This window comes from Kitasatospora sp. NPDC094015, from assembly GCF_040304075.1.
Classification (GTDB): Bacteria; Actinomycetota; Actinomycetes; order Streptomycetales; family Streptomycetaceae; genus Kitasatospora.
On the sequence record NZ_JBEOUL010000026.1, the window covers coordinates 42,851 to 63,129 of the forward strand.

Genomic DNA, 20,279 nt, shown 5'->3' on the forward strand with positions numbered 1-20,279 from the left:
TTTTGAGTGACATGAGGCTTTTCAGATGGCTTGGGGCCGTACTGTCGGGTCTGCCGTCCCCCCGCCGTCCCGGAGGAAGCCCCCATGCGACTCGGCCGCCTGGCGCTGGCCGCCACCGCGCTGCTGCTGGTGACCACCGCGAGCGTCCCGTCCGGGACACCGCTGAGCCGGGCCGAGCGCCACGCGCTGCTCTCCTCGGACTCGATCCAGCCACGCGGCGCCGCGCCGCGGCCGGTGGTGCGGCGCAGCAGTCACGAGGTGCCGTTCGGCGCCTTCGTCGGCTCCTGGGACACCTACATCCCGAACATCGCCAAGATGGCCCGCTGGCTGGACGGCGCCAACATGCAGGTCGGCCACACCTACCTGGCCGGCAACGGGTGGAACGACGTCGAGGGCGACCCGGCGGTGCTGGGTCTGTGGTCGCAGTGGCGGCAGGCCGACCCGTCCCGCAAGCTCGTGCTCGGCGTCCCGATGCTGGTGCCCAACGAGAACAACACCCCCGACTCCGAGGTGGCCCGGCTGCTGGCCCGCGGCAACAAGGGCGAGTTCGACGCGCACTTCCTCAAGCTGGCCCGCAAGCTCACCGCGCTCGGCGGCGGCGACACCGTGATCACCCTGGGCTGGGAGATGAACGGCGTCACCTACACCAGCCGCTGCCGCCCAGACCCGACCGCCTGGAAGGCCTACTGGCGCCGGATCGTCGGCGTGATGCGCTCGGTGCCCGGCCAGCACTTCACCTTCGACTTCACCCCCACCCGGGGCCTGGACGCCATCCCGTGGACCCGCTGCTACCCCGGCGACGACGTGGTGGACATCATCGGCATGGACAGCTACGACCAGCCCGCCGGCGCCACCTTCGACGAGTACGTGAACGAGCCGTACGGGCTGCAGGACCAGGTCGAGTTCGCCGCCAAGCGCGGCAAGCCGGTGTCGTACCCGGAGTGGGGCCTGTTCCGCAACGGCGACAACCCGGTCTTCGTGGAGCGGATGGTGGAGTGGATGCGCACCCACGACACCGCGTACCAGACCCTCACCGACTACTGCCCGCACGGCTTCTGGGCCTGCAACCGCAACCCGAAATCGGCCGCCCGGTTCAAGCAGCTGATGTCGGCCTCGCCGGGCGTCCCGGCGGGAGCGGCGGTCAGGCCGCCGGCCGCCGCCTCACCGCAGGCGACGGGCCACTAGCGCAGCCTTGAGCCGGGGCAGCCGGCTGCGCAGCACCCCCACCGCGGCGTGCCGCAGCCGGACCCGGGCCGCCCGGACCACGGCCGCCGGGGCCAGCCGGCCGGGCCCCAGCACCAGCCGCTGGTTGTGCAGCTGGTCCGGCCGCCAGCGCTGCTTGTACGGCTCCTGGCCGCGCAGCAGGCTGAGCACCGGGATCTCGGCCTGCCGGACCTCGTCCAGCGCGACCCCGAACAGCAGCCCGGCGATGTCCAGGCGCTCGCGCAGCGCCGGGTGCGCGCCGTACATGTAGAGGCCCCCGAACGACGGACAGAGCACCAGCAGGTTGACCGCCACCAGCTCGCCGTCCAGCCAGTACCGGTGCATGGCCGCCCGGCCGCCCGCCACCTGGCTCGTGGTGGACTCGGTCAGGTGCGCCGCGAACCGGGCCGTGCGGTGCTCGGGGGTGACCCCGCGGTCCTGCCACTGCAGGACGTGCAGCCGCAGCAGCTCGCGGACCGCCTGCGGCACCTCCTCCGGCGTGGTCGCCCGGACCACCACCCCGGACTCGGCGATCTTGCGCTGCTTCACCCGGCTGCGCTGGGCCGTCTTGCCCGGCAGCCGCTTGAGCAGCTCCTCCATCGGCACCGCCGGCAGGTACTGGCAGAGTGAGTCCTCGAACCGGTGCCGGCGCCCCGGCCAGGCCGCGAAGACCTGCTGCAGCGCGGCCTGCGGGTGCACCTCGCGCAGCTCCAGGCTGTGCCAGGGGCGGCGCAGCGGCAGGGCGGCGGCCAGCTCGGCGGCGGCGCGGTCGGCGCAGCCGTCGTCCAGCAGCACGTCGGTGAAGTCCACCAGGCCGCCGCCGAGGTTGGTCAGGCCGCCGAGGCGGCCGCGGCGCTGCAGGGCGGCGGCGCCGGCCAGCCGGCCGTCCCGGCGGACCAGCACCACGACCAGGGCGCCCGGCCGGCCGTAGTGCCGCCACCAGGAGGCCAGCCAGCCGGCGGCCTGGAAGGGGGTGGCCGTGCGGCAGCGGGCCGCCAGCTCGTCCCACTCCGCCGCGAGCCGGTCCAGGGTGTCGTCGGCCCGGTGCACCTCGGTGGTCCAGACCGCCCCGCGGGCCTGGCCGGGCAGGCCGACCGCGGCGGTCCCGGTGGTCATCGGGTGCTCCCCGCCCGCTCGGCGGCGGGCCGCTGCTCCGGCGTCGCGACGCCGGCGGCCTCCTCCTGCGGGGCGGCGCCGCGCTGGTGCGGCGGGGCCGGCTGCCCGGCCGCGTCCTGCGGCCCGCCGCGCCGGCGGGTCATCATCACCAGCGCGCCGACCAGCACACCGGCGGCGGCACCGACCCCGGTGTCCAGCTCGGCGGACGGCGTGGTGGGCCGGTCCGGCTCGGCGGCGGCCGCCAGCGGGACCAGCCGCACGCCGGTCTCCTTGCTGCTGGTGTTGGCGAACGCGATCAGCGACCTGGCGACCGCGTCGGCCGCCCGGACCGCCTGCTCGGGCCGGGGCCCGGTCCCGGTGATGTCGATCACCGGGGCGTCCGGCGAGGTGGTGCCGCTGACCAGCTCGGCCAGGTCGGCGATGCTGTGCCCGGACTCCGCCGCGGCGCCGGCCAGCACCTGCGGCTGCCCGGCCAGCCGGCCGTAGGCCTGGGCGAAGTTGACCGCCGTGGCCCCCTCCCCCGAGTTCTGCGGGACCACCACCACGTACGAGTCGGCGGCGTACGAGGGGTGCGAGACGGCCGCGTAGCCGAGCCCGGCCACGGCCCCCAGCGGAACGGCGACCGCCACCGGCCACCAGCGGCGGGCCAGCGCACGGGCGCTCTGGCGCAGATCGGACATCGATGACTCCTCGGATCGACGCGGCGGGCCCGGGACCGGCCCGCCGCACGGTTTGGCTGGTGGTTGGTTCAGACCCGGGCGCCGGCGGCCCGGTCCTGGTGGGCGGCGCCGGCCGGGCCGAGCCGGTCGTAGAGCCGGCCCAGCTGGACGGCGATCCGGGCGATGTCGTAGTGCGCGACCGCCGGCGGCTGCGGCAGCGCGGCGCTGCGCCGGCCCCACAGCTCGCACAGCGCGGCGGTGTAGGCGGCCGGCTCGGACGGCAGCCGGACGGCCTCCGGCGCGGCCTGCGGGCCGAGTTCGTCCAGCGCGGGGCAGGCGCTGTGGCACACCGGCAGACCGGCCGCCAGCGCCTCCAGCACGGTCAGGCCGAAGGTCTCCTCGGCCGAGGGGGCGGCCAGCACGTCCATCGCGGTCAGCAGGTCCGGGACGTCCTCGCGCTCCCCGGCGAGCAGCAACAGGTCGCGCACGCCGAGGCGTTCGGCCCGCTGCTCCAGGGCGGCGGCCTCGGGGCCGGCGCCGACCAGCAGCAGCCGGGGCTCACGCAGCGCCGGGTGGCGCTCGGCCACCTTGCGCAGTTCGGCCAGCACGTCGATCAGCACCTCGAACCGCTTGCCCGGCACCAGCCGGCCCACCGCGCCCACCACCCAGGCCTGCTGGGGCAGGCCGAGTGCGGTCCGCAGGTTCTGCCGCAGGGCGTACCGGGAGGCGGTGGGCAGCGCGTACCGGGCCGCGTCGATGCCGTTCGGCAGCAGTTCGACCCGGGCGGGCGGCACGCCCCAGTCCTTCAGGGTGCCCGCGACCTGCGCGGAGACGGCCACCGTGACGGTGCCGAGGCGCTCGGCCCCGAGGTAGAGCGCCCGGACGCCGCGGGAGGTGGGGCGGCCCTCGATCACCCCGGCGTGCAGCGAGTGCTCGGTGGCCACCACCGTGCGCACCCCGGCCAGCCGGGCCGCCAGCCGGCCGTACAGACCGGCCCGGTAGAGGTGGGTGTGCACCAGGTCGTAGCCGCCGGCCCGGATCAGCCGGGTGAGCCGGGGCAGTACAGCGAGGTCGCGGTTGCCGCGCATCGCCAGGTCGTGCACGGTGACGCCGTCGGCGCGCAGGGCGGTGGCGACCGTGCCGGGGTTGGTGAGGGTGGCGACCTCGCAGCGGTGCTCGGGCGGCAGGTGCTTGAGCACCAGCTGGAGCTGGCGCTCGGCGCCGCCGGAGGCGAGACCGGTGATCACGTGCAGGATCTTCATGCCCACTCCCCGCGCGGCCGGACCAGGTTGCTGCGGCGCAGGCCGGTGACGGCGTCCCGCAGGCGGTGCCGGCCGTGCTTGGCGAGCAGCCGCAGGGCGCCGTCGCGGTCGCCCACGTAGCAGCGCGGCAGCGCGAACCGGCCGGTGAGCACCGAGTGCTGGATCGCGCAGGCGTAGTCGTAGCCGGCGTCGCGGACCGCTCGGGCGGCCGGCAGGTCCACCGCGCCGTACGGGTAGCAGAAGCCGGTGACCGGGCCGCCGACCAGTTCCTCCAGGGCCCGGCGGCTCTCCCGGCACTGGGTGGCGAGCACCTCGGCGGGCATCCCCGGCAGCGCCTGGTGGCCGAGCCCGTGCGAGCCGATCTCCCAGCCGGCGCCGGCGAGTTCGGTGACCTGGTCGACGGTCAGCAGCTTCTTGCGCGGGCCTTCGGAGTCCCAGCCGTTCTCGGTGCCGAGCAGGTCGGGCACCACGTACGCGGTGGCGGTGAAGCCGTACTCGCGGAGCACCGGGACGGCGTGCCGGGCGAAGTCGGCGTAGCCGTCGTCGAAGGTCAGGCCGACCAGTCCGGCGGCCCGGCCGGCCCGGCGGGCGCGCAGCAGCTCGCGGACGCTGACGCCGCGCCGGCCGGTGCGGTGCAGCCAGTCCATCTGGGCGGCGAACCGCTGCGGGCTGACGGTGAGCAGGTACGGATCCTCCTCCTCGTCGGCCACCGAGTGGTACATCAGGATCCAGGGGGCCGGCCCCGCCCCGGCCGACTGGGCCGGCAGGAGCGGATGCCGGGCGGGTTCAGCGTCCATGGGGCAGCTTCCCTTCAGCGGCCGTGGCGGTGGGGTTCAGGGCGCGGGCGAGGGCGAGGACCGGGCCGCGCAGCTCGGCGGCGCCGAGCGCGGTGCCGAGGGCGGCGTAGACCAGGACCACGACGGCGCCGCCGATCAGGGTGGAGAGCAGCGGGTTGCCGGCGAGGCCGGCGGCGAGCGCGCCGGCGCCGGCGGCCGCCACCCCGGCGACGAGCAGCCGGGCCTGGCCGGTCAGCACCAGGGACAGCCGCAGGGCGATGCCGCGCAGCAGCAGCCCGCGCAGCAGCAGCGCGGCGGTGGCGGTGATGCCGGCCGCGTTGCCGGCCGCCAGTCCCAGCGCGCCGAAGTCCGGGGTGGCGGCGAGGCCGACCCCGACGGTGACCAGCAGGCCGAAGGCCATCGCGGCGACCGGGTACCAGTCGAGCAGCCGGCGGCCGCCGTCGTCGCTCTTCGGGTCGTCGGCCCGGCGGACCACCGGACGCAGCGAGAAGAACGGGCGGACCATCACGCCGATCATCGCCTGGGCGGGCAGGCCGAAGCTGTAGACCCGGATCACGGCGGCGGTGGCGGCGGTGTCGTGCGCCCCGAACGCACCGCGCTGGAAGAGCAGCGCGACCACCGACGGGGCGCAGGCCATCAGGAACGCGGTGCCCAGCAGCACCACCGCGGCGGCCTGCCCGAGGTCCTTCTCGACCCGGTCGCGGGCCGCCGTCAGATCGCCGGCGGCGAGCGCCCTGGCGACCAGCGGGAAGGTCACCGTGACGATCAGGATGCCTGCGGTCATGGCGAGTTGGGAGACCTTGGCGGCGTAGTTGAGGTGCGAGATGGTGCCCGGCGGCAGGCCGGAGCCGAGGTAGCGCTCGATGAACACCTGGGCCTGCCGGGTGAGCGTGAAGGCGGCCACCGGGAGCATCGCCAGCGGGATCAGCACCAGCCCGCCGCCCGGCCCGGCGGCGGCGCGGGCCTGGCGCCGCCCCTGCGCCGGGCGCAGCCGCCGCAGGAACGGGGCCACCAGCACCCCGGCCATCAGCACGCTGCCGAACGCCACCCCGAGGGCGGCCGAACGGACCCCCCACGCGGCCTGCCCGGCCAGCAGCACGGCCAGGATGCCGAGGTTGTAGGCCACGTAGATGGAGGCGGGGGCGGTGAAGCGGTGGTGGGCGCGCAGCGCCGAACCGAGGTAGCCGGCCACCCCGAACGGCAGCACGCTGAACGCGGTGATCCGGGTGCAGCTGACGGCCAGCCCCGGATCGGCCAGCCCGGGGGCGAGCAGGGCGACCAGCTGGGGGGCGCCGAGCCCGGCGGCGACCGAGAGCGCGCACAGCGCGAGCAGCAGCCAGGGCAGCGTTGCCCGGACCAACTGCCGCACCGGGTCCGGTCCTTCGGGCCGCTCCTCGCGCAGCACCAGGGCCAGGCTGAAGGCCGGCACCATCAGGAACGCCATCGCGTCCTCGATCAGCAGCGGAGCCGCCGTCTCCGGCACCGTCCAGGCCACCAGGAAGGCGTCGGTGCCCTGGTTGGCCCCGAAGTAGCGGGCCAGCAGCAGGTCGCGGAGCAGTCCGAGGGCGGAGCCGGCCGCGCTCAGCAGGGCGGTGACCCCGAAGGCCTTGGCCAGGAAGCCCCGGCGGACGGGGGCGGCCGGCCCGCCCGCGGCCGGCCCGGCTCCGGACGGCCCGGCCGAGCGGGCCGGCGGGACGACGGCCGGGGCGACCGCCGGGGCGGGCTGGTCGGTGGTCATTCGGCGTACGCTCCGCGGGAGTCCGGTCCGGGCAGGGCGGACCGGGCGGCCAGGCCCAGCACCACCGAGGTCAGCACCGTGGTGGTACCGCCGATGTCGGCGTAGAGGAAGTCGACCGTGACCCAGCACAGCAGGGCGAGCGCGGCCAGGTCCGGGCCGGCCGCGCGGGCCCGGCGCAGGCAGCCGAGGAGCAGGGCGAGGAAGAGCGCGGCGTAGGCGACGATGCCGACCAGGCCCTGCTCGCTGAGCACCAGGAAGTACATGTTGTGCGGGGAGAGCAGCGGTTCGCGCTGGAAGCCGATGGTGGCGTCGGCCGCGTCGCTGCCGGAGGAGAGCCGCAGCGGGGCGTGGCTGTCGCGCAGCCGCTGGAACGCCTTGGGGCCGGCGCCGGTGATCGGGTGGTCCTGCCAGATCCGGCCGGCCGTGGTCCACAGGTCGTAGCGGTCGCTGACCGACTGGTCGGGGGCGGCGGAGACCGAGCCGATGCTGCTGAGCCGTTCGGTGACCCCGGAGGCGCCGAGGCCGAGCCCGCCGACCAGCACCACGGCCGCGGCGGCCGCCAGCACCGCACCGCGCACCGCGAGCCGGGCGTCGGCCCGCAGCAGCAGCACGGTGGCGGCCACGCCGCAGGCGATCCAGCTGCCCCGGCTGAAGGAGACGGCGAGCGGGAAGGCCAGGAAGGCGGCGGCGCCGGCCATCGCCAGCCGCAGCCGGCGGTTGCCGCCGGGGCCGCGCTCGCCGAGCGCCAGCGCGAGTGCGGCCAGCAGGCCGAAGCTGACCACGGTGGACATCCCCATGATGTCCAGCGCCCCGAAGGTGCCGACCGCACGGATCGGCTGGCCGGTGTACGAGGCTCCGGTGCGGGTCAGGTACTGGTGGGCGCCGACCGCGCCCTCGACCAGGGCGGCGGTGACGAAGGCGCCGAGCACGATCCGCAGGTCGCGGCGGTCCCGCAGGGCGCCCAGCACGGCGGCGGGGACCAGGACGAAGACCTGGACCAGCCGGACGAAGCCGGTGAGGCTGGTGTCCGGGTCGATCGAGCCGAGCGTGGCGGCGGCCGCCGCCAGCACGATCCCGCCGAACAGCAGGCAGGCCGTGCGGTCCAGCCGGCGGATCCGGCCGCGCAGCAGGTCCACCGAGACCAGCCCGACCAGGGCCAGCGAGGCGAGGTCGGCCGGGGTGACGTGGACGGCGGCGGCGACGTCCTTCTCGCCGGTCGGCACGCAGACCAGCAGGACGGTGGCGGCGGCCGCCAGGCTGGGCCGCGCGATCACTATGCCGGCCAGCCGGCGGACGGTCAGGCCCTGCCGCAGGCCGGGCCGCTGGAGGGTCAGGGCCATCTCAGCTCCCGTCCGGGTGGAGCATCAGCGCGGCGGTGCGCAGCAGGATCTTGGTGTCCTGCCACAGGCTCCAGCCCTCGATGTAGCGGTTGTCGAAGCGGGCCCGGTCCTCGATCGAGGTGTCCCCGCGCAGGCCGTTGACCTGGGCCAGGCCGGTCAGCCCGACCGGGACCCGGTGGCGGTCGGCGTACTCCGGGTAGGCCTGGCCGAAGCGCATCACGAAGTAGGGGCGCTCGGGCCGGGGGCCGACCAGGCTCATGTCGCCGCGGAGCACGTTCCACAGCTGCGGGAGCTCGTCCAACGAGCTGCGGCGCAGCAGCCGGCCGACCGCGCCCATCCGGTGGTCCTGCGAGATGTTCCAGCGGGTCGCCGACTCGTGCTCGTTGCTGGGGCGCAGGGTGCGGAACTTGAGGACGGTGAAGACCTTGCCGTCCAGGCCGGTGCGCTGCTGGCGGAAGAGCACGCCGGGGCCGGTGTCGCAGCGGACGGCGAGCGCGCAGGCGGCCAGCACCGGGGCGAGCACCAGCATGCCAAGGCCCGCCGCGAGGATGTCCAGCGTGCGCTTGGCCGGCCAGCCGCCGCGCCGCATGGCCGGGCGGGCCAGCGGCAGGCAGGGGAAGCCGTAGAGGTGGTCGGCGGGGAAACGGGTGAGCGAGCCGTACTCGCGCAGCGCGGGCACCAGCCAGACCTGGCAGCCGAGCCGGGCGGCGTCGCGCAGGGCGGCGGCGGTCTCGGCCTCGTCGGCGGCGCCCTCGGTGGCGACCACGTGGTGGATCCGGTGCCGGCGGACCTCGCGCTCCAGCACCTCGCGACCGCCGAGCACCGGGAGCCGGGAGCCCTCGGCCAGCAGGACCGGGTCGGGGTCGAGGAAGCCGACCGGGCGCAGCCCGTACTCGCGGCGTTCGGTGAGGGCGGCGGCGATCCGCTGGCCGAGCCGGCCGGCGCCGAGCACCAGCACCGGGCTGGGGCGGCGCCGGCGGGCCTGGCGCAGCAGGTGGTGGGCGACGGCGCGGCCGAGGGCCACCAGCAGCAGGACGGCGGCCACCAGGGCGGCCAGCCGCAGCGGGGTGGCGGGGCCGCCGGCCGGCCAGCGGCCGTCCAGGCAGGAGGTGAGGGTGACGGCGAAGGCGGTGGCCACGACGGTCCGGGCGGCGAGGGCCGGGAGTTCGTCCAGGACGGAGAGGCTGAGCCGGTTGCGGTAGAGGCCGCCGGCGAGGTTGAGCGGGAGCAGCAGCGGCAGCAGGGCGGCGGTGCCGGCCAGCGGGTCCAGCCCCGGGGCGAGGGCCGCGACGCCGCCCTGGGCGCCGAGGACCGCGAGAGCGTCGGTGCCGGCGAGGGCCAGCGGCAGGACCATCCGGGAGCGGAACGGGCGGCGGTGCCGGCCGAGGCTCGGCGCTGCCCTGGTCCGGGGCGCGGACGGCCGTTCCAGCAGCTCGGTGGCGGGTCGACGTGGCGCCGACAGCGATCTGCCCGGCCGTGGCACACTCTCGTGGTCAATGGTCATCAGCGCACGAACTCCCCTGCTGTGTACCCGCCGTGGCGGGACAGCCGGATCCGGGGTCGCATCGGCGCGGCGAACCCGGCCCGGTGGACGCGGTCCAGGTGGGCACCTGCTGCCGTAAGCGGCTATCGGCCATTTCTCTGATCGACCTCTGGTGAATGTGACCGTCGGAAAATTGGGACGAAGCAGGCAAAATCAGACAGTACCGAACGCCGCCTGGATTGCAGGAAGTTGACGTGCCAGTTCATTCCACCCGCCCATTAATCAGACTTTCGGATTTGAATCCGCAAGCACTGCTGTTCAGCGGCGAATACGGCAGCACCTTCGCGGCAGGCATTCACGGTCTGAGAAACGATCAGGACCGCCCAGGGACACGGGGCGGCCGGGCGGCGGGCACCGCGCCCGCGGGCAGCACCGAGCCGTAGACGCCGGCCACCTGCCGCACCACCTCGCGGATGTCGTGACGGGCCGCCAGATGCACCCGGGCGAGCTGCCCCCGGCGTTCGCACTCGATCGGATCGGCCAGCGCCCGCGCCAGCAGCGCCGCCAGCGCAACCGGGTCCTCCGGCGGCACCAGCCCGGCCGCCGCCTGCCCGGGCGGCAGGCACTCCCGGGCGCCGGGCACGTCGGTGAGCAGCACCGGGCGCCCGGTCGCCATCGCCTCCAGCGGCGCCAGCGCCATCCCCTCCCAGCGCGAGGGCAGCACCACCAGGTCGGCCGCCGCCAGCCAGGGCCGCGGGTCCGGCACGTCCCCGGCCAGCCGGACCCGGGACGGATCGGCCAGCCCGCGCACCCGGCCGGCGAGCACACCCGCGTCGGGGCCGCCGCCGACCAGCGCCAGCCGGGCGGCCGGCACCCGGGCCAGCACCTCGGGCCAGGCCGCGAGCAGCACGTCCTGGCCCTTCTGCCGGCAGAGCCGGCCGACGCAGACCGCCAGCGGCGCCTCCAGGTCCAGGCCCAGCTGCATCCGGGCCGCCCGGCGGGCCGCCCGGTCGGCCACCGCGTGGTGCCGCAGGTCGACCCCGTTCGGCACCACCCGCCAGTCGGCCTCCAGACCGGCCGCCACCCCGTCCACCCGCTCCTGCTCGCTGACGCAGAGCAGCGCCCTGGTCCAGCGGGTGGCGAAGCGCTCCCAGCGCACGGTGGCGGCGGCCATCGGACCGCCGACCGCGGCGAAGGACCAGGCGTGCGGCTGGAAGACGGTGGGCAGCGCCCCCCGGGCGGCCAGCCGGCCGGCCAGCCCGGCCTTGGCGCTGTGCAGGTGCAGCACGTCCGGGGCGGCCCGCCTGATGATCCGGCGCAGCCGGCGCACCTCCCCCGGCGTCCCCGGGCCGGGCGAGCGCTCCGCCGGCCACTCCAGCACCAGCGCGCCCGCGGCCGCCGCGTCGGCGGCCAGCCGCCCGCCCGGCGGGCAGGCGACCAGCACCCGGCAGCCCGCCTCGCGCTGGCCCCGGACCAGGTCGGCCACCACCCGGGCGACGCCGCCGTCCACGGGCTGGGAGATGTGAAGGATCGTCATGCGCACGGCGGCGAGCCTAGGTCGGGGCACCGCCGCAGGCGGGGGTCGATTCACCCGCCCGGGGGACGCTGCCACCCGTACGGCGCGCCGGGCCGTACGGGTGTTCCCCGCTCGCGCACGCCTGACCGGTCGGGCCCGCGCCGGGGCCCGACCGGTCAGGCCAGTTCGTCGGCCAGCTTGGCGAGCACCGCGTCGTGGATCCGGTTGAGGCCCTTGGGGGCGAAGGTCCGCTCGAAGAAGCCGCCGATGCCGGTGGCGCCCTGCCAGCTCGCCTCCACCGTCACCCGGGAGCCGCCCGCCCCGGCCGGGGCCACCGTCCAGGTGATCACCATGCTGGAGTTGGCGTCGGTCTCCACCAGCTGCCGCTCACCCGGCGCGGACACCGTGAACAGGCAGTCGCGGACCCGCTTCTCGGTGGCCTGGAGCCGCCAGTGCACCTGGGTGCCGGCGCCGGTGCCGCCCGCCTTCACCTCGTACTCGCTGTACTGCGCGGGCAGCAGTCGCGGCCGGACGGTGGTGTAGTCGGCCAGCGCCTCGTACACCCGCTCGGGGGTGGCCTGGTACTCGCGCTCGGTGGTGGCCTGCACCTTGCCCATGTGGCTGCTCTCCTTCTGCGTGCCGGATGCTGCTACCCGGACTCTCGGGGCAAGCCAACCACCGCGCTCGGCCGGCACCCAAACCGGGCCCGGAAATCCGGGCGTGCCACCGGAAGCGGCCGGGTTAGGCTGGCCGGTGTGCTCGATCAGGTGACCGCAATCCGCTATGTCGACCCGCTGCGCGCGGGTGGATCGGTGCCGGGGGTGGTCGAGACCGACGACCTGGGCACCTACGTCGTGAAGTTCACCGGCGCCGGGCAGGGCCGCAAGGCGCTGGTGGCCGAGGTGATCGTCGGCGAGCTGGGCCGCCGGCTCGGGCTGCGGGTGCCCCCGCTGGTCCTGGTGGACTTCGACCCGGCGGTGGCGGCCGACGAGCCCGACCCGGAGATCCAGGACATCCTGCGGGCCAGTGCCGGCCTGAACCTGGGGATGGACCTGCTGCCCGGCGCCCGCGACTTCCGGCCGGGCCTGCTGGAGGTCGACCCGGCGGAGGCCGGCCGGGTGGTCTGGCTGGACGCGCTGACCGGCAACGTCGACCGGACCACCGCCAACCCCAACCTGATGGTCTGGCACGACCGGCTGTGGCTGATCGACAACGGCTCCGGGCTGGTCTTCCACCACCGCTGGTCCGGCGCCGCCGCCGCGCTGCTCAAGTCCTACCCGATGGCCGCGCACGCGCTCGGCGGCTACCACCCCGACCTGCGGGCCGCCGACGCCGCGCTGGCGCCGCTGGTCACCGAGGCGCTGCTGCGCGAGGTGGTCGACCTGGTGCCGGAGCAGTGGCTGGCCGAGGAGCCCGGCTTCGACTCGGTCGCGGCGCTGCGCGAGGCGTACGTGGGCCAGCTGGCGGCGCGGGCCGCCTCCTCGGCGGCCTGGCTGCCGACCTGCTTCGCCACCGCGGAGGAGCAGCGGGCGGCCGAGGCGGCCCGGGAGGCCGCCATGGTGGCGGCCCGGCCGGCCTGGCTGAAGCAGGTGCCCAACCGGCACGGGCAGGCGCAGGTCGAGTCCGACTGGCGCCGCCACATCGGCTGACCCAGCCAACTGCCTCGCTCGGAGCGGCCGTTGCCCGCAACAGCCGTGCCCCGCCCCGGCGGGCGCCGGGGCGGGGCACGGAACTCGCCGTAGGACTACCAGCGCCACCACTGGGCGGCCTTGGCGGCGTTGACGATGCCGGCGCCGTAGAAGCCGTTGTGCGCGGTGCTGCCCTCGCAGACACCGGCGAAGGCGCCGTCGCCGCTCGGGTCGAAGACGGCCGGGCAGGCGTGCGCGTCGGCCTGGTGGGTCAGCATCGCGCGCAGCTCGTCCGGGCCGGCCCACGGGTGGGTCGAGGCGAGCAGCGCGACCACGCCGACGGTGTGCGGGGAGGCCATCGAGGTGCCCTGCATGTAGGCGTAGCCGCCGCGGACGGTGGAGAGCACCCGGCCGTTCTTGTCGGGGGTGTCCGGCAGCTGGTAGCGCGAGTCGCCGCCGGGGGCCGCGACGGTCACCTTGCCGTTGCCGTAGCTGGAGTAGAAGGACTTGTCGCCCTTCACCCCGACCGAGCTGGTCACCACGACGCCCGGCAGTTCGGTCGGCAGCGAGAGGCAGCCGGCGTCGATCGGGCGCGGCGCCGGGGTGGTGTCGTCCGGGCTGGTCGCATCGGTGGTCTTGTGGGCCAGGTCGATGTTGTCGTTGCCGGCCGCGGCCACGTTCAGCACGCCGTTGCGCTGCGAGAAGGCCACCGCCCGCTTGACCGCGGTGGTCACCGCGGCCTGGTCGGGGTCGTTCTTGCAGTTGAACAGCCACGGGTCGATGTAGTAGCTGTTGTTGGTCACCGTGAAGTGGTGCTGGCCGGCCCAGACGAAGCCGCAGATCGCGTACTCGGGGTAGATGAAGCCCGCGTCGTCCACCACCTTGACCGCCGCCAGCCGCACGCCGGGGGCGATGCCCTCGACGCCCTTGCCGTTCTTGGCGGCGGCGATGGTGCCGGCCACGTGGGTGCCGTGGTCGCTGGTGGTCGGCTGCCAGGAGGCGAACGAGGTGTCCGGCTTGCCGCCGAGGCAGGAGGCGGAGAGCGCCGGGTCCACGTTGGCCTGGAGGTCCTCGTGGGTGGCGTCGATGCCGGAGTCCAGCACGCCGACGACCACCCGGCGGCTGCCGAGGGTGGTCTTGTGCGCCTGGTCGACACCGATCTGCCGCATGTCCCACTGGTCGGCCCAGAGCGGCTCGGACCCGTCGGCCGGGGTGGCGCCGGGGGCGACCCGCTCGACGGTGGACTCGACGTCGGCGGCCACGATGCCGGCCGTCCGGCTGGCGCCGACCGAGTCGATGCCGCGGACCTTGCGGAGCTTGGTCGCGAAGGCGGTGTCGGTGGAGCGGGCGATCACCACGCCGATCTGGTCGTACGAGGTGACCACCGTGCCACCGGCCTTGGTCACCTCCCGCTCGGCCTTCTTCACCTGGCCGTGGTCGGCCTGGGTGTTCACCACATAGCTGAGCAGCGGCCCGGGCGCCGGAGCGTCCGATCCGGCTGCCGCGGCGGTGCCCGCCGGCAGCGCGATCGAGGCGGCGGTGGCGAGCGCGAGGCCTGTCGCCGCCAGCCGGACCCGACGTATCCGAGGAACTCTCATAGGGGATGACCCTCCCGAGTCTCGAAGTGCCCCCACGGATGGCAGGGGCACGCAAGTGGGTGGGACGCTAGTGACCCCCCGATCGCTTCCGCAAGGGGCCCGACCGCAGTGATCGGGCGGCCGAACGGCCTTGCCCGGCTGACCAGCTGATATGACGTCAGTGAAGTTGGCTGACAGCTGAGGTGTCGGCGGGGGCGGCGCCGGGCAGCCGGTACAGCCGGCGGGCGTTGGCCCAGGACAGCTGCCGCTCGATCCCGGCCGCGTCCGCCGCCGTGCAGGCGCCGTCCTGCCGCCAGCCGTCCAGCAGGGTGGCCAGCGCGTGCCGGTACTGGGCGGCGCCGGTGAGGAAGAGCTCCGGCAGCCCGTAGGCGTCGGTGGAGAACAACACCTGCCCGAACGGCGCCAGTTCGAGCACCTCGCCGAGCACCTGGGCGGCCCGGGGGCCAGCGTGGGAAAGGGTGAGGCCCACGTCCACGTACACCTGCGGGTAGCAGTGCGCCAGCCAGGCGGCCTGCCGGTGGTACGGGTAGCAGTGCAGCAGCACCAGCGGGACGCCGGTGGGCTCGACCGCGCGGACGAAGCCGTCCAGCAGCGCCGGATCCGCCCGGTGCAGCCGCAGGTCCGGATCGCCGAAACCGGTGTGCAGCTGGATCGGCAGGCCCAGGTCGACCGCCTGCCAGAGCAGGTGGCGCAGCAGGACGGGATCGGTGAGCCGCTCGCGCGGGCCGCTCAGCCACCCCTCGGCCGCGCGGACCACCTCGGCGCGGGTGGGCCGCCCGGGCGGGATGTCCAGGCCGTGCCGGTAGGCGAGCACCGACTTGACCGCGACGGCGCCGGCGCAGGCCGCCGCGAGCGCCTCGGCCACCGCCTGCGGCCAGCGGGCCGGCTCCGCCCGGACCGGCTCCGCGACCGTCTCCAGCCGCACCACCTCGTGCACCTCGGCGCCCGCGGCCCGGGCCAGCGCGGGCAGCGGGAGCAGCGGCCGGCCGCCCGCCTCGACCAGGCCGGTGTCCACCAGGCAGGCGGTCAGCCCGGCGGCGGCCAGCAGCAGCCCGGTCGCCTCCGCGGTGCCGAGTTCGCGCCGCCGGGCCAGGTAGTCGACGGGGGAGGCGAACGCCGGGAGCCCGAGAGCGGGCGGGCACCAGCGGCGCACCGCGAGGCCGATCGCACCGGCGAACCGGGAGGCGCCGGGCGCGGGCGGGCGGTCGGACTCGGTGAGCAGGGCGCCGAAGCTCTCGTCGCTCGGCTCCTGCGGGCCCGGGGCGAGCACGCTGTGGCAGTGCTGGTCGATCAGCACCGGCTCACCAGCGCAGCCTGGTCGCCGCGATCACCTCGTCCGGATCGCGGCCCGCGAAGCGCTCCGCCTCGGCCGTGCGGACCGCCAGCACCGCCGAGTGCAGCTCGGCGCCGAGCGCCTCGCGCAGCACGTCCGAGCCCTTGAACGCGGCGGTGGCGACCGGGAGTTCGGCCGGCAGCCGCTCCGCGTACCCGGAGTCGACCGGATCGCCGCAGACCTCGGGCGGCAGCCGCAGGCCGCGGTCGATCCCGGCGAAGCCCGCCGCCAGCACGCCGCCGATCGCCAGGTAGGGGTTGGCGGCGGCGTCGAAGCACTTCACCTCGGCGTTGGCCTGCTCGGGCGCGGAGCCGGGGATCAGCCGCAGCGCCGCCTCGCGGTTCTCCCGGCCCCAGCAGCGGTACGGCCCGGACCAGCGCCCGGGCACCAGGCGCAGGTAGCTGGCGACGCTCGGGGCGCCGAGCGCGAGCAGCGCCGGCAGTTCGGCGAGGACACCGGCGAGGAAGGCCTCGCCCTCGGCGGTCAGCCCGTACCGCCCGGGGCCGCCGGCGCCGAGGTTGTGCCCGGCGCGCCAGAGGCTGAGGTGGAGGTGCCCGCCGTTGCCCACCCCGCCGGCGGTGACCGCCGGGGCGAACGAGGCGTCCAGCCCGTGCCGCACCGAGACCGCCTGCACCGTGTGCCGGACCAGCAGCGCGGTGTCGGCCGCCTCGACGGGGCCACCGGGGGCGAGCGACAGCTCGAACTGGCCGACCGCGTACTCCGGGTGGATCTGGAGCACCGCCATCCCCTGCGCGCGCAACGCCCGCAGCAGCTCGCGCAGGTAGTCGGAGAGGCCGATCAGCCGCCGCATGCCGTACGCGGGCCCGGCGCCCGCGCCGTCCAGCAGCATCCACTCGACCTCGATCCCGGCCCGCACCTCCAGGCCGCGCCGGGCCGCCTCGGCGGCCATCCGGCCGGCGAACAGCCGTTGGCAGCCGGGGTGCGGCACGCCGTCCTGGCCGTACCGGTCGGCCGGGGCGAAGGCCCAGCCCGGCTGGGCGGCCAGGGCGGTGAGGGCGGAGACGTCCGGGACGAGCCGCAGATCGCCGACCGGGCCGGTGCCCGGGGCCATCGCGTCGTCCACCAGGAAGGCGTCGAAGCAGGGGGCGGCGCCGACGCCCCACTCGGCGGCGTGCGCCAGCCGATCGACCGGGACGGCCTTCACCCGCTGGACGCCCGCGTTGTCCACCCAGCCGAGGATCACCCCGTCGACCTCCGGGCCCAGCCGGTCGACGGCGGCGCGGGCCAGGGCGGCGCGCTCGGCGGGGGGCAGCTTCGTGGTCACCCGGCCATGCTCCCGAAAGGACGGCTCGTACACCGAGCGTCCGGGGCGACGTTCACCCGCCCGGCGGAGCGCACGGACGCCTCAAACCCCTTGTGGCGCAGCTCACACGGGCCCGCGAAATTTCCGGGGACTCTCTCCCCGTTTAGGCTAGTGTCAACGGAAGCGGGGAGTTGTTCCCCGGAAACCTCCGCCACCGACCGAAGGGAGCATCCGATGACCACTTCCACGCCACGGGCTCCCCGGCTGCGGGCGGACGCCAGTCGCAACCGCGCCCGGATCATCGACGCGGCCCGCGAGGCCTTCGTCGAGCACGGTGCCGACGTGCCGCTCGACGAGATCGCGCGGCGCGCAGGGGTCGGCAACGCGACGCTCTACCGCAACTTCGCGGACCGCCGCGAGTTGATCCACCATGTCACGCTGTCGGTGCTGGACCTCGTGGTCGAGCACGCCGAGCGCGCGATGGCCGAGGAGCCGGACGCCTTCGCGGCGCTCACCCGGTTCACCCACGCTGCGGCGGACGAGCGGATGGGCGCCCTGTGCCCGCTGCTCTCCGACCACGTCGACATGCACGACCCCGAACTGCACGAGGCCAAGGCACGCCTGCAGGAGACCACCACCGAGGTGATCACCCGGGCGCACCTCAGCGGGCAGTTGCGCGAGGACGTGGGAGTGGGCGACTTCGTCGTCGCCATCACCCAGCTGACCCGCCCGCTGCCCGGCACCCACTGCCTGGAGCTCGACCAGTTCGTCCACCGCCACCTGCAGCTGTTCCTGGACGGCGTGCAGGCACCGGCCCGATCCACCCTGCCCGGCCACCCCGTCTCCCTGGACGACCTGAAGCCGCGCGCCTGACCAGCTCCGTCCCCTCGTCTTCGTCTTTCGCCATTCGTCCCGCACGTCCCGTCCCCGGCACGCCTCGGTACTCCTGCCCTGCCGTTCCGCCCTCGTACACAAGTGGGTATCCCCATGTCTGAATCAGCCCTGCAGCCCGATCCGCGGCGGTGGAAGGCGCTCATCTTCATCGGCCTCGCCCAGCTGATGGTCGTCCTCGACGCCACCGTCGTGAACATCGCGCTCCCCTCCGCCCAGGCCGACCTCGGCATCTCCGACGCCAACCGCCAGTGGGTGATCACCGCCTACGCGCTGGCCTTCGGCGGCCTGCTGCTGTTCGGCGGCCGGATCGCCGACCTGTGGGGCCGCAAGCGGACCTTCACGGTCGGCCTGATCGGCTTCGCGCTCGCCTCGGCGATCGGCGGCATGGCCGCCAACACCGCCATGCTGCTCGGCGCCCGCGCCCTGCAGGGCGTGTTCGGCGCCCTGCTCGCCCCCGCCGCCCTGTCGCTGCTCGCGGTGATGTTCACCGACGCCAAGGAGCGGGCCAAGGCCTTCGGCATCTACGGCGCGATCGCGGGTGGTGGCGGTGCCATCGGCCTGATCCTGGGCGGGCTGCTCACCGAGTACCTGAACTGGCGCTGGACCTTCTACGTCAACATCCCGTTCGCCCTGGTCGCGGTCGCCGGCGCGGTGCTGGTGATCAAGGAGCCGGTCGGCAGCCAGAACCGCAACCGCCTGGACATCCCCGGCGTGCTGCTGGTCACCACCGGCCTGGTCTCGCTGGTCTACGGCTTCACCCGCGCCGAGTCGGACGGCTGGACCTCCGGCTCCACCCTCGGCCTGTTCGCCGCCGCGGCCGTCCTGCTGGTCGCCTTCGTGCTGGTCGAGAGCAAGGTCAAGGCCCCGCTGCTGCCCCTGCGGGTGGTCACCGAGCGCAACCGCGGCGGCGTCTACCTGTCGCTGGGCATGGCCGTGATCGGCATGTTCGGTCTGTTCCTCTTCCTGACCTACTACCTGCAGGTCGTGCTCGGCTACACCCCGGTCGTCACCGGCCTGGCCTTCCTGCCGATGGTGGCGGGCATGATCACCGGCTCGACCCAGATCGGCGCCCGCCTGATGACCCGGGTGGCCCCGCGCTACCTGATGGCGCCCGGCTTCCTGGTCGCCTCGGTCGGCATGCTGATCCTCACCCAGATCAAGGTCGACAGCTCCTACTGGAACCTGCTGCCCGGCCTGATCCTGATGGGTCTCGGCATGGGTACCGCGTTCATGCCGGCCATGAGCATGGCCACCCACGGCGTGAAGCCGCAGGACGCCGGCGTCGCCTCCGCGATGGTCAACACCTCGCAGCAGGTCGGCGGCGCGATCGGCACCGCGCTGCTGAACACCATCGCCAACAGCGCCGGTGTCGCGTACGCCAAGGCCCACCACATCGGCCCGACGTCGCCGAAGATCCAGCAGCTCGAGGGCATGGTGCACAGCTTCTCCACCGCGATCTGGTGGTCCTTCGGGATCCTGGTGCTGGCGGCCGGCGTCGCCTTCACCCTGATCAACACCGGTCGTCCGGAGGCCCACCAGGCCACCGGCGCCGACTCCGAGGAGCTCGCGGTGCCCGTCATGGCGCACTGACGCTCCGTCCACACCCCCTGCGGCCCGCCCGGTACCCACCGGGCGGGCCGCAGTGCGTTCAGCGGGAGTACTCCTTGAGCGCCTCGGTGTCGAGCGTGACCGCCACCGGACCGGGCACCACGACCTCGTGCCCGTACGAGAGGGTGACGACGCTCCGGTACCGCCCGCCCTCGGGCTCGCTGTGCACGGTGACCGTGTCGGCGTCGCGGTCGATCAGCAGGTAGACCGAGATCCGGGTCGTGCGAGGTGACCTCGACCACCATGAGGACCCCGGCCGGTTCGGCCCACTCGCCCTGGCTGGCGAAGGTGCCCTTGGTCACGAGCGTGCCGTCGGGCCGGGCGCGGCCGGTTCGGTAGCTCTCCACCTTGAGACCCTGCTCGGGGTAGAGCCGTAGCTCCGGACGCTGCTGCATGCACTGCTCGAGCAGCCACATGACGATCTCGCCGTGATCGCCGTCGGGCGCCGGCTTGACTCCGATCCTGCCGTCGACGAGTTCCAGCGTCACGTCCTCCCGTGCAGCGGCTGTCGCGATGGCCTCGAAGGCCTCGCGGTCCATCTGGGGCCGGTCCAGGGTCATGACTGCCATGGTGTCCTCCTTCGGTCGGCGCGGGCACAGTACGACAACCCGCGTGTCCTCGGGGTGGGTTGCCCTCTTCCTACCCCGTGGTAACTCCGCTACAGTGACCGCACGCACCACTGCCGGGCTTCGGGAGCCGCACCGGCAGGGCCGCGGCCGCCTGTGATCGACGGCCGCCCTGGTGCCCAGCTTCCCGGCCCTCGGGGCCTCTTCGGCGCGTACGTCAGCGCCGCTCCAGTGTTCTTCCAGAGCGCCTGAGCATCACGGCACACCCTCAGCA

General features: G+C 75.0%; 16 protein-coding genes and 1 pseudogene. 4 read left to right on the plus strand and 13 right to left on the minus strand.

Annotated elements, in window-relative coordinates; all coding sequences use genetic code 11:
* Nucleotides 1–84: 84 nt before the first annotated feature.
* Complete coding sequence (locus tag ABT014_RS26115; protein ID WP_350641627.1) at nucleotides 85–1,185, plus strand: glycoside hydrolase family 26 protein; 1,101 nt, start codon at nucleotides 85–87, stop codon at nucleotides 1,183–1,185.
* On the opposite strand, the gene ABT014_RS26120 is transcribed toward ABT014_RS26115, so the two are convergent.
* From ABT014_RS26120 to ABT014_RS26160, 9 genes are all read right to left on the minus strand, one after another.
* A complete protein-coding gene (locus ABT014_RS26120; protein ID WP_350641628.1) occupies nucleotides 1,162–2,319 on the minus strand; it encodes a GNAT family N-acetyltransferase in 1,158 nt (385 codons plus the stop codon). The two genes, ABT014_RS26115 and ABT014_RS26120, sit on opposite strands and share 24 nt — an antisense overlap.
* Nucleotides 2,316–2,999, minus strand: coding sequence for a Wzz/FepE/Etk N-terminal domain-containing protein (locus ABT014_RS26125; RefSeq protein ID WP_350641629.1), 684 nt, complete (start codon nucleotides 2,997–2,999; stop codon nucleotides 2,316–2,318). The genes ABT014_RS26120 and ABT014_RS26125 overlap by 4 nt, the downstream gene beginning before the upstream one ends.
* A gap of 68 nt (nucleotides 3,000–3,067) precedes the next feature.
* Nucleotides 3,068–4,240: a glycosyltransferase gene (locus ABT014_RS26130; protein ID WP_350641630.1), complete on the minus strand. Its 1,173-nt coding sequence runs from the start codon at nucleotides 4,238–4,240 to the stop codon at nucleotides 3,068–3,070.
* On the minus strand, nucleotides 4,237–5,037 hold the full coding sequence (locus ABT014_RS26135; RefSeq protein ID WP_350641631.1) for a polysaccharide deacetylase family protein: 801 nt from the start codon (nucleotides 5,035–5,037) through the stop codon (nucleotides 4,237–4,239). The genes ABT014_RS26130 and ABT014_RS26135 overlap by 4 nt, the downstream gene beginning before the upstream one ends.
* Nucleotides 5,027–6,775, minus strand: coding sequence for a lipid II flippase MurJ (locus tag ABT014_RS26140; RefSeq protein ID WP_350641632.1), 1,749 nt, complete (start codon nucleotides 6,773–6,775; stop codon nucleotides 5,027–5,029). The genes ABT014_RS26135 and ABT014_RS26140 overlap by 11 nt, the downstream gene beginning before the upstream one ends.
* On the minus strand, nucleotides 6,772–8,115 hold the full coding sequence (locus ABT014_RS26145; RefSeq protein WP_350641633.1) for an O-antigen ligase family protein: 1,344 nt from the start codon (nucleotides 8,113–8,115) through the stop codon (nucleotides 6,772–6,774). Before ABT014_RS26145 ends, ABT014_RS26140 begins: the two co-directional genes overlap by 4 nt.
* Nucleotide 8,116: 1 nt before the next feature.
* Nucleotides 8,117–9,619, minus strand: a complete 1,503-nt coding sequence (locus ABT014_RS26150) for a sugar transferase (RefSeq protein ID WP_350641634.1) — start codon at nucleotides 9,617–9,619, stop codon at nucleotides 8,117–8,119.
* A 352-nt stretch (nucleotides 9,620–9,971) separates the two neighbouring features.
* A complete protein-coding gene (locus tag ABT014_RS26155) occupies nucleotides 9,972–11,135 on the minus strand; it encodes a glycosyltransferase (RefSeq protein ID WP_350641635.1) in 1,164 nt (387 codons plus the stop codon).
* A 155-nt stretch (nucleotides 11,136–11,290) separates the two neighbouring features.
* Nucleotides 11,291–11,731 carry an SRPBCC family protein gene (locus ABT014_RS26160; protein WP_350641636.1) on the minus strand — a complete coding sequence of 147 codons (441 nt, stop codon included), beginning with the start codon at nucleotides 11,729–11,731 and terminating at the stop codon, nucleotides 11,291–11,293.
* 138 nt (nucleotides 11,732–11,869) lie between these two features.
* Between ABT014_RS26160 and ABT014_RS26165 the strand changes: the two genes are divergently transcribed.
* Nucleotides 11,870–12,763 carry a HipA family kinase gene (locus ABT014_RS26165; RefSeq protein WP_350641637.1) on the plus strand — a complete coding sequence of 298 codons (894 nt, stop codon included), beginning with the start codon at nucleotides 11,870–11,872 and terminating at the stop codon, nucleotides 12,761–12,763.
* Nucleotides 12,764–12,858: 95 nt separating this feature from the next.
* Here the strand turns inward: ABT014_RS26165 and ABT014_RS26170 are convergent, their stop codons facing one another.
* The 3 genes from ABT014_RS26170 to ABT014_RS26180 all read right to left on the minus strand — a co-directional run bounded on the left by ABT014_RS26170 (nucleotide 12,859) and on the right by ABT014_RS26180 (nucleotide 16,958).
* On the minus strand, nucleotides 12,859–14,340 hold the full coding sequence (locus tag ABT014_RS26170; protein WP_350641638.1) for a S8 family peptidase: 1,482 nt from the start codon (nucleotides 14,338–14,340) through the stop codon (nucleotides 12,859–12,861).
* Between the two features lie 157 nt (nucleotides 14,341–14,497).
* Complete coding sequence (locus ABT014_RS26175; protein WP_350641639.1) at nucleotides 14,498–15,637, minus strand: amidohydrolase family protein; 1,140 nt, start codon at nucleotides 15,635–15,637, stop codon at nucleotides 14,498–14,500.
* 4 nt (nucleotides 15,638–15,641) lie between these two features.
* Nucleotides 15,642–16,958, minus strand: coding sequence for a type I glutamate--ammonia ligase (locus ABT014_RS26180; protein ID WP_350641640.1), 1,317 nt, complete (start codon nucleotides 16,956–16,958; stop codon nucleotides 15,642–15,644).
* 213 nt (nucleotides 16,959–17,171) lie between these two features.
* On the opposite strand from ABT014_RS26180, the gene ABT014_RS26185 reads away from it, so the two are divergent.
* Together ABT014_RS26185 and ABT014_RS26190 are read left to right on the plus strand one after the other, a co-directional pair.
* Nucleotides 17,172–17,810 carry a TetR/AcrR family transcriptional regulator gene (locus ABT014_RS26185; protein ID WP_350641641.1) on the plus strand — a complete coding sequence of 213 codons (639 nt, stop codon included), beginning with the start codon at nucleotides 17,172–17,174 and terminating at the stop codon, nucleotides 17,808–17,810.
* 114 nt (nucleotides 17,811–17,924) lie between these two features.
* Nucleotides 17,925–19,421: an MFS transporter gene (locus ABT014_RS26190; RefSeq protein WP_350641642.1), complete on the plus strand. Its 1,497-nt coding sequence runs from the start codon at nucleotides 17,925–17,927 to the stop codon at nucleotides 19,419–19,421.
* Nucleotides 19,422–19,479: 58 nt separating this feature from the next.
* Here ABT014_RS26190 and ABT014_RS26195 read toward each other — a convergent pair.
* A pseudogene (locus ABT014_RS26195) lies at nucleotides 19,480–20,008 on the minus strand (Uma2 family endonuclease).
* Nucleotides 20,009–20,279 lie beyond the last annotated feature (271 nt).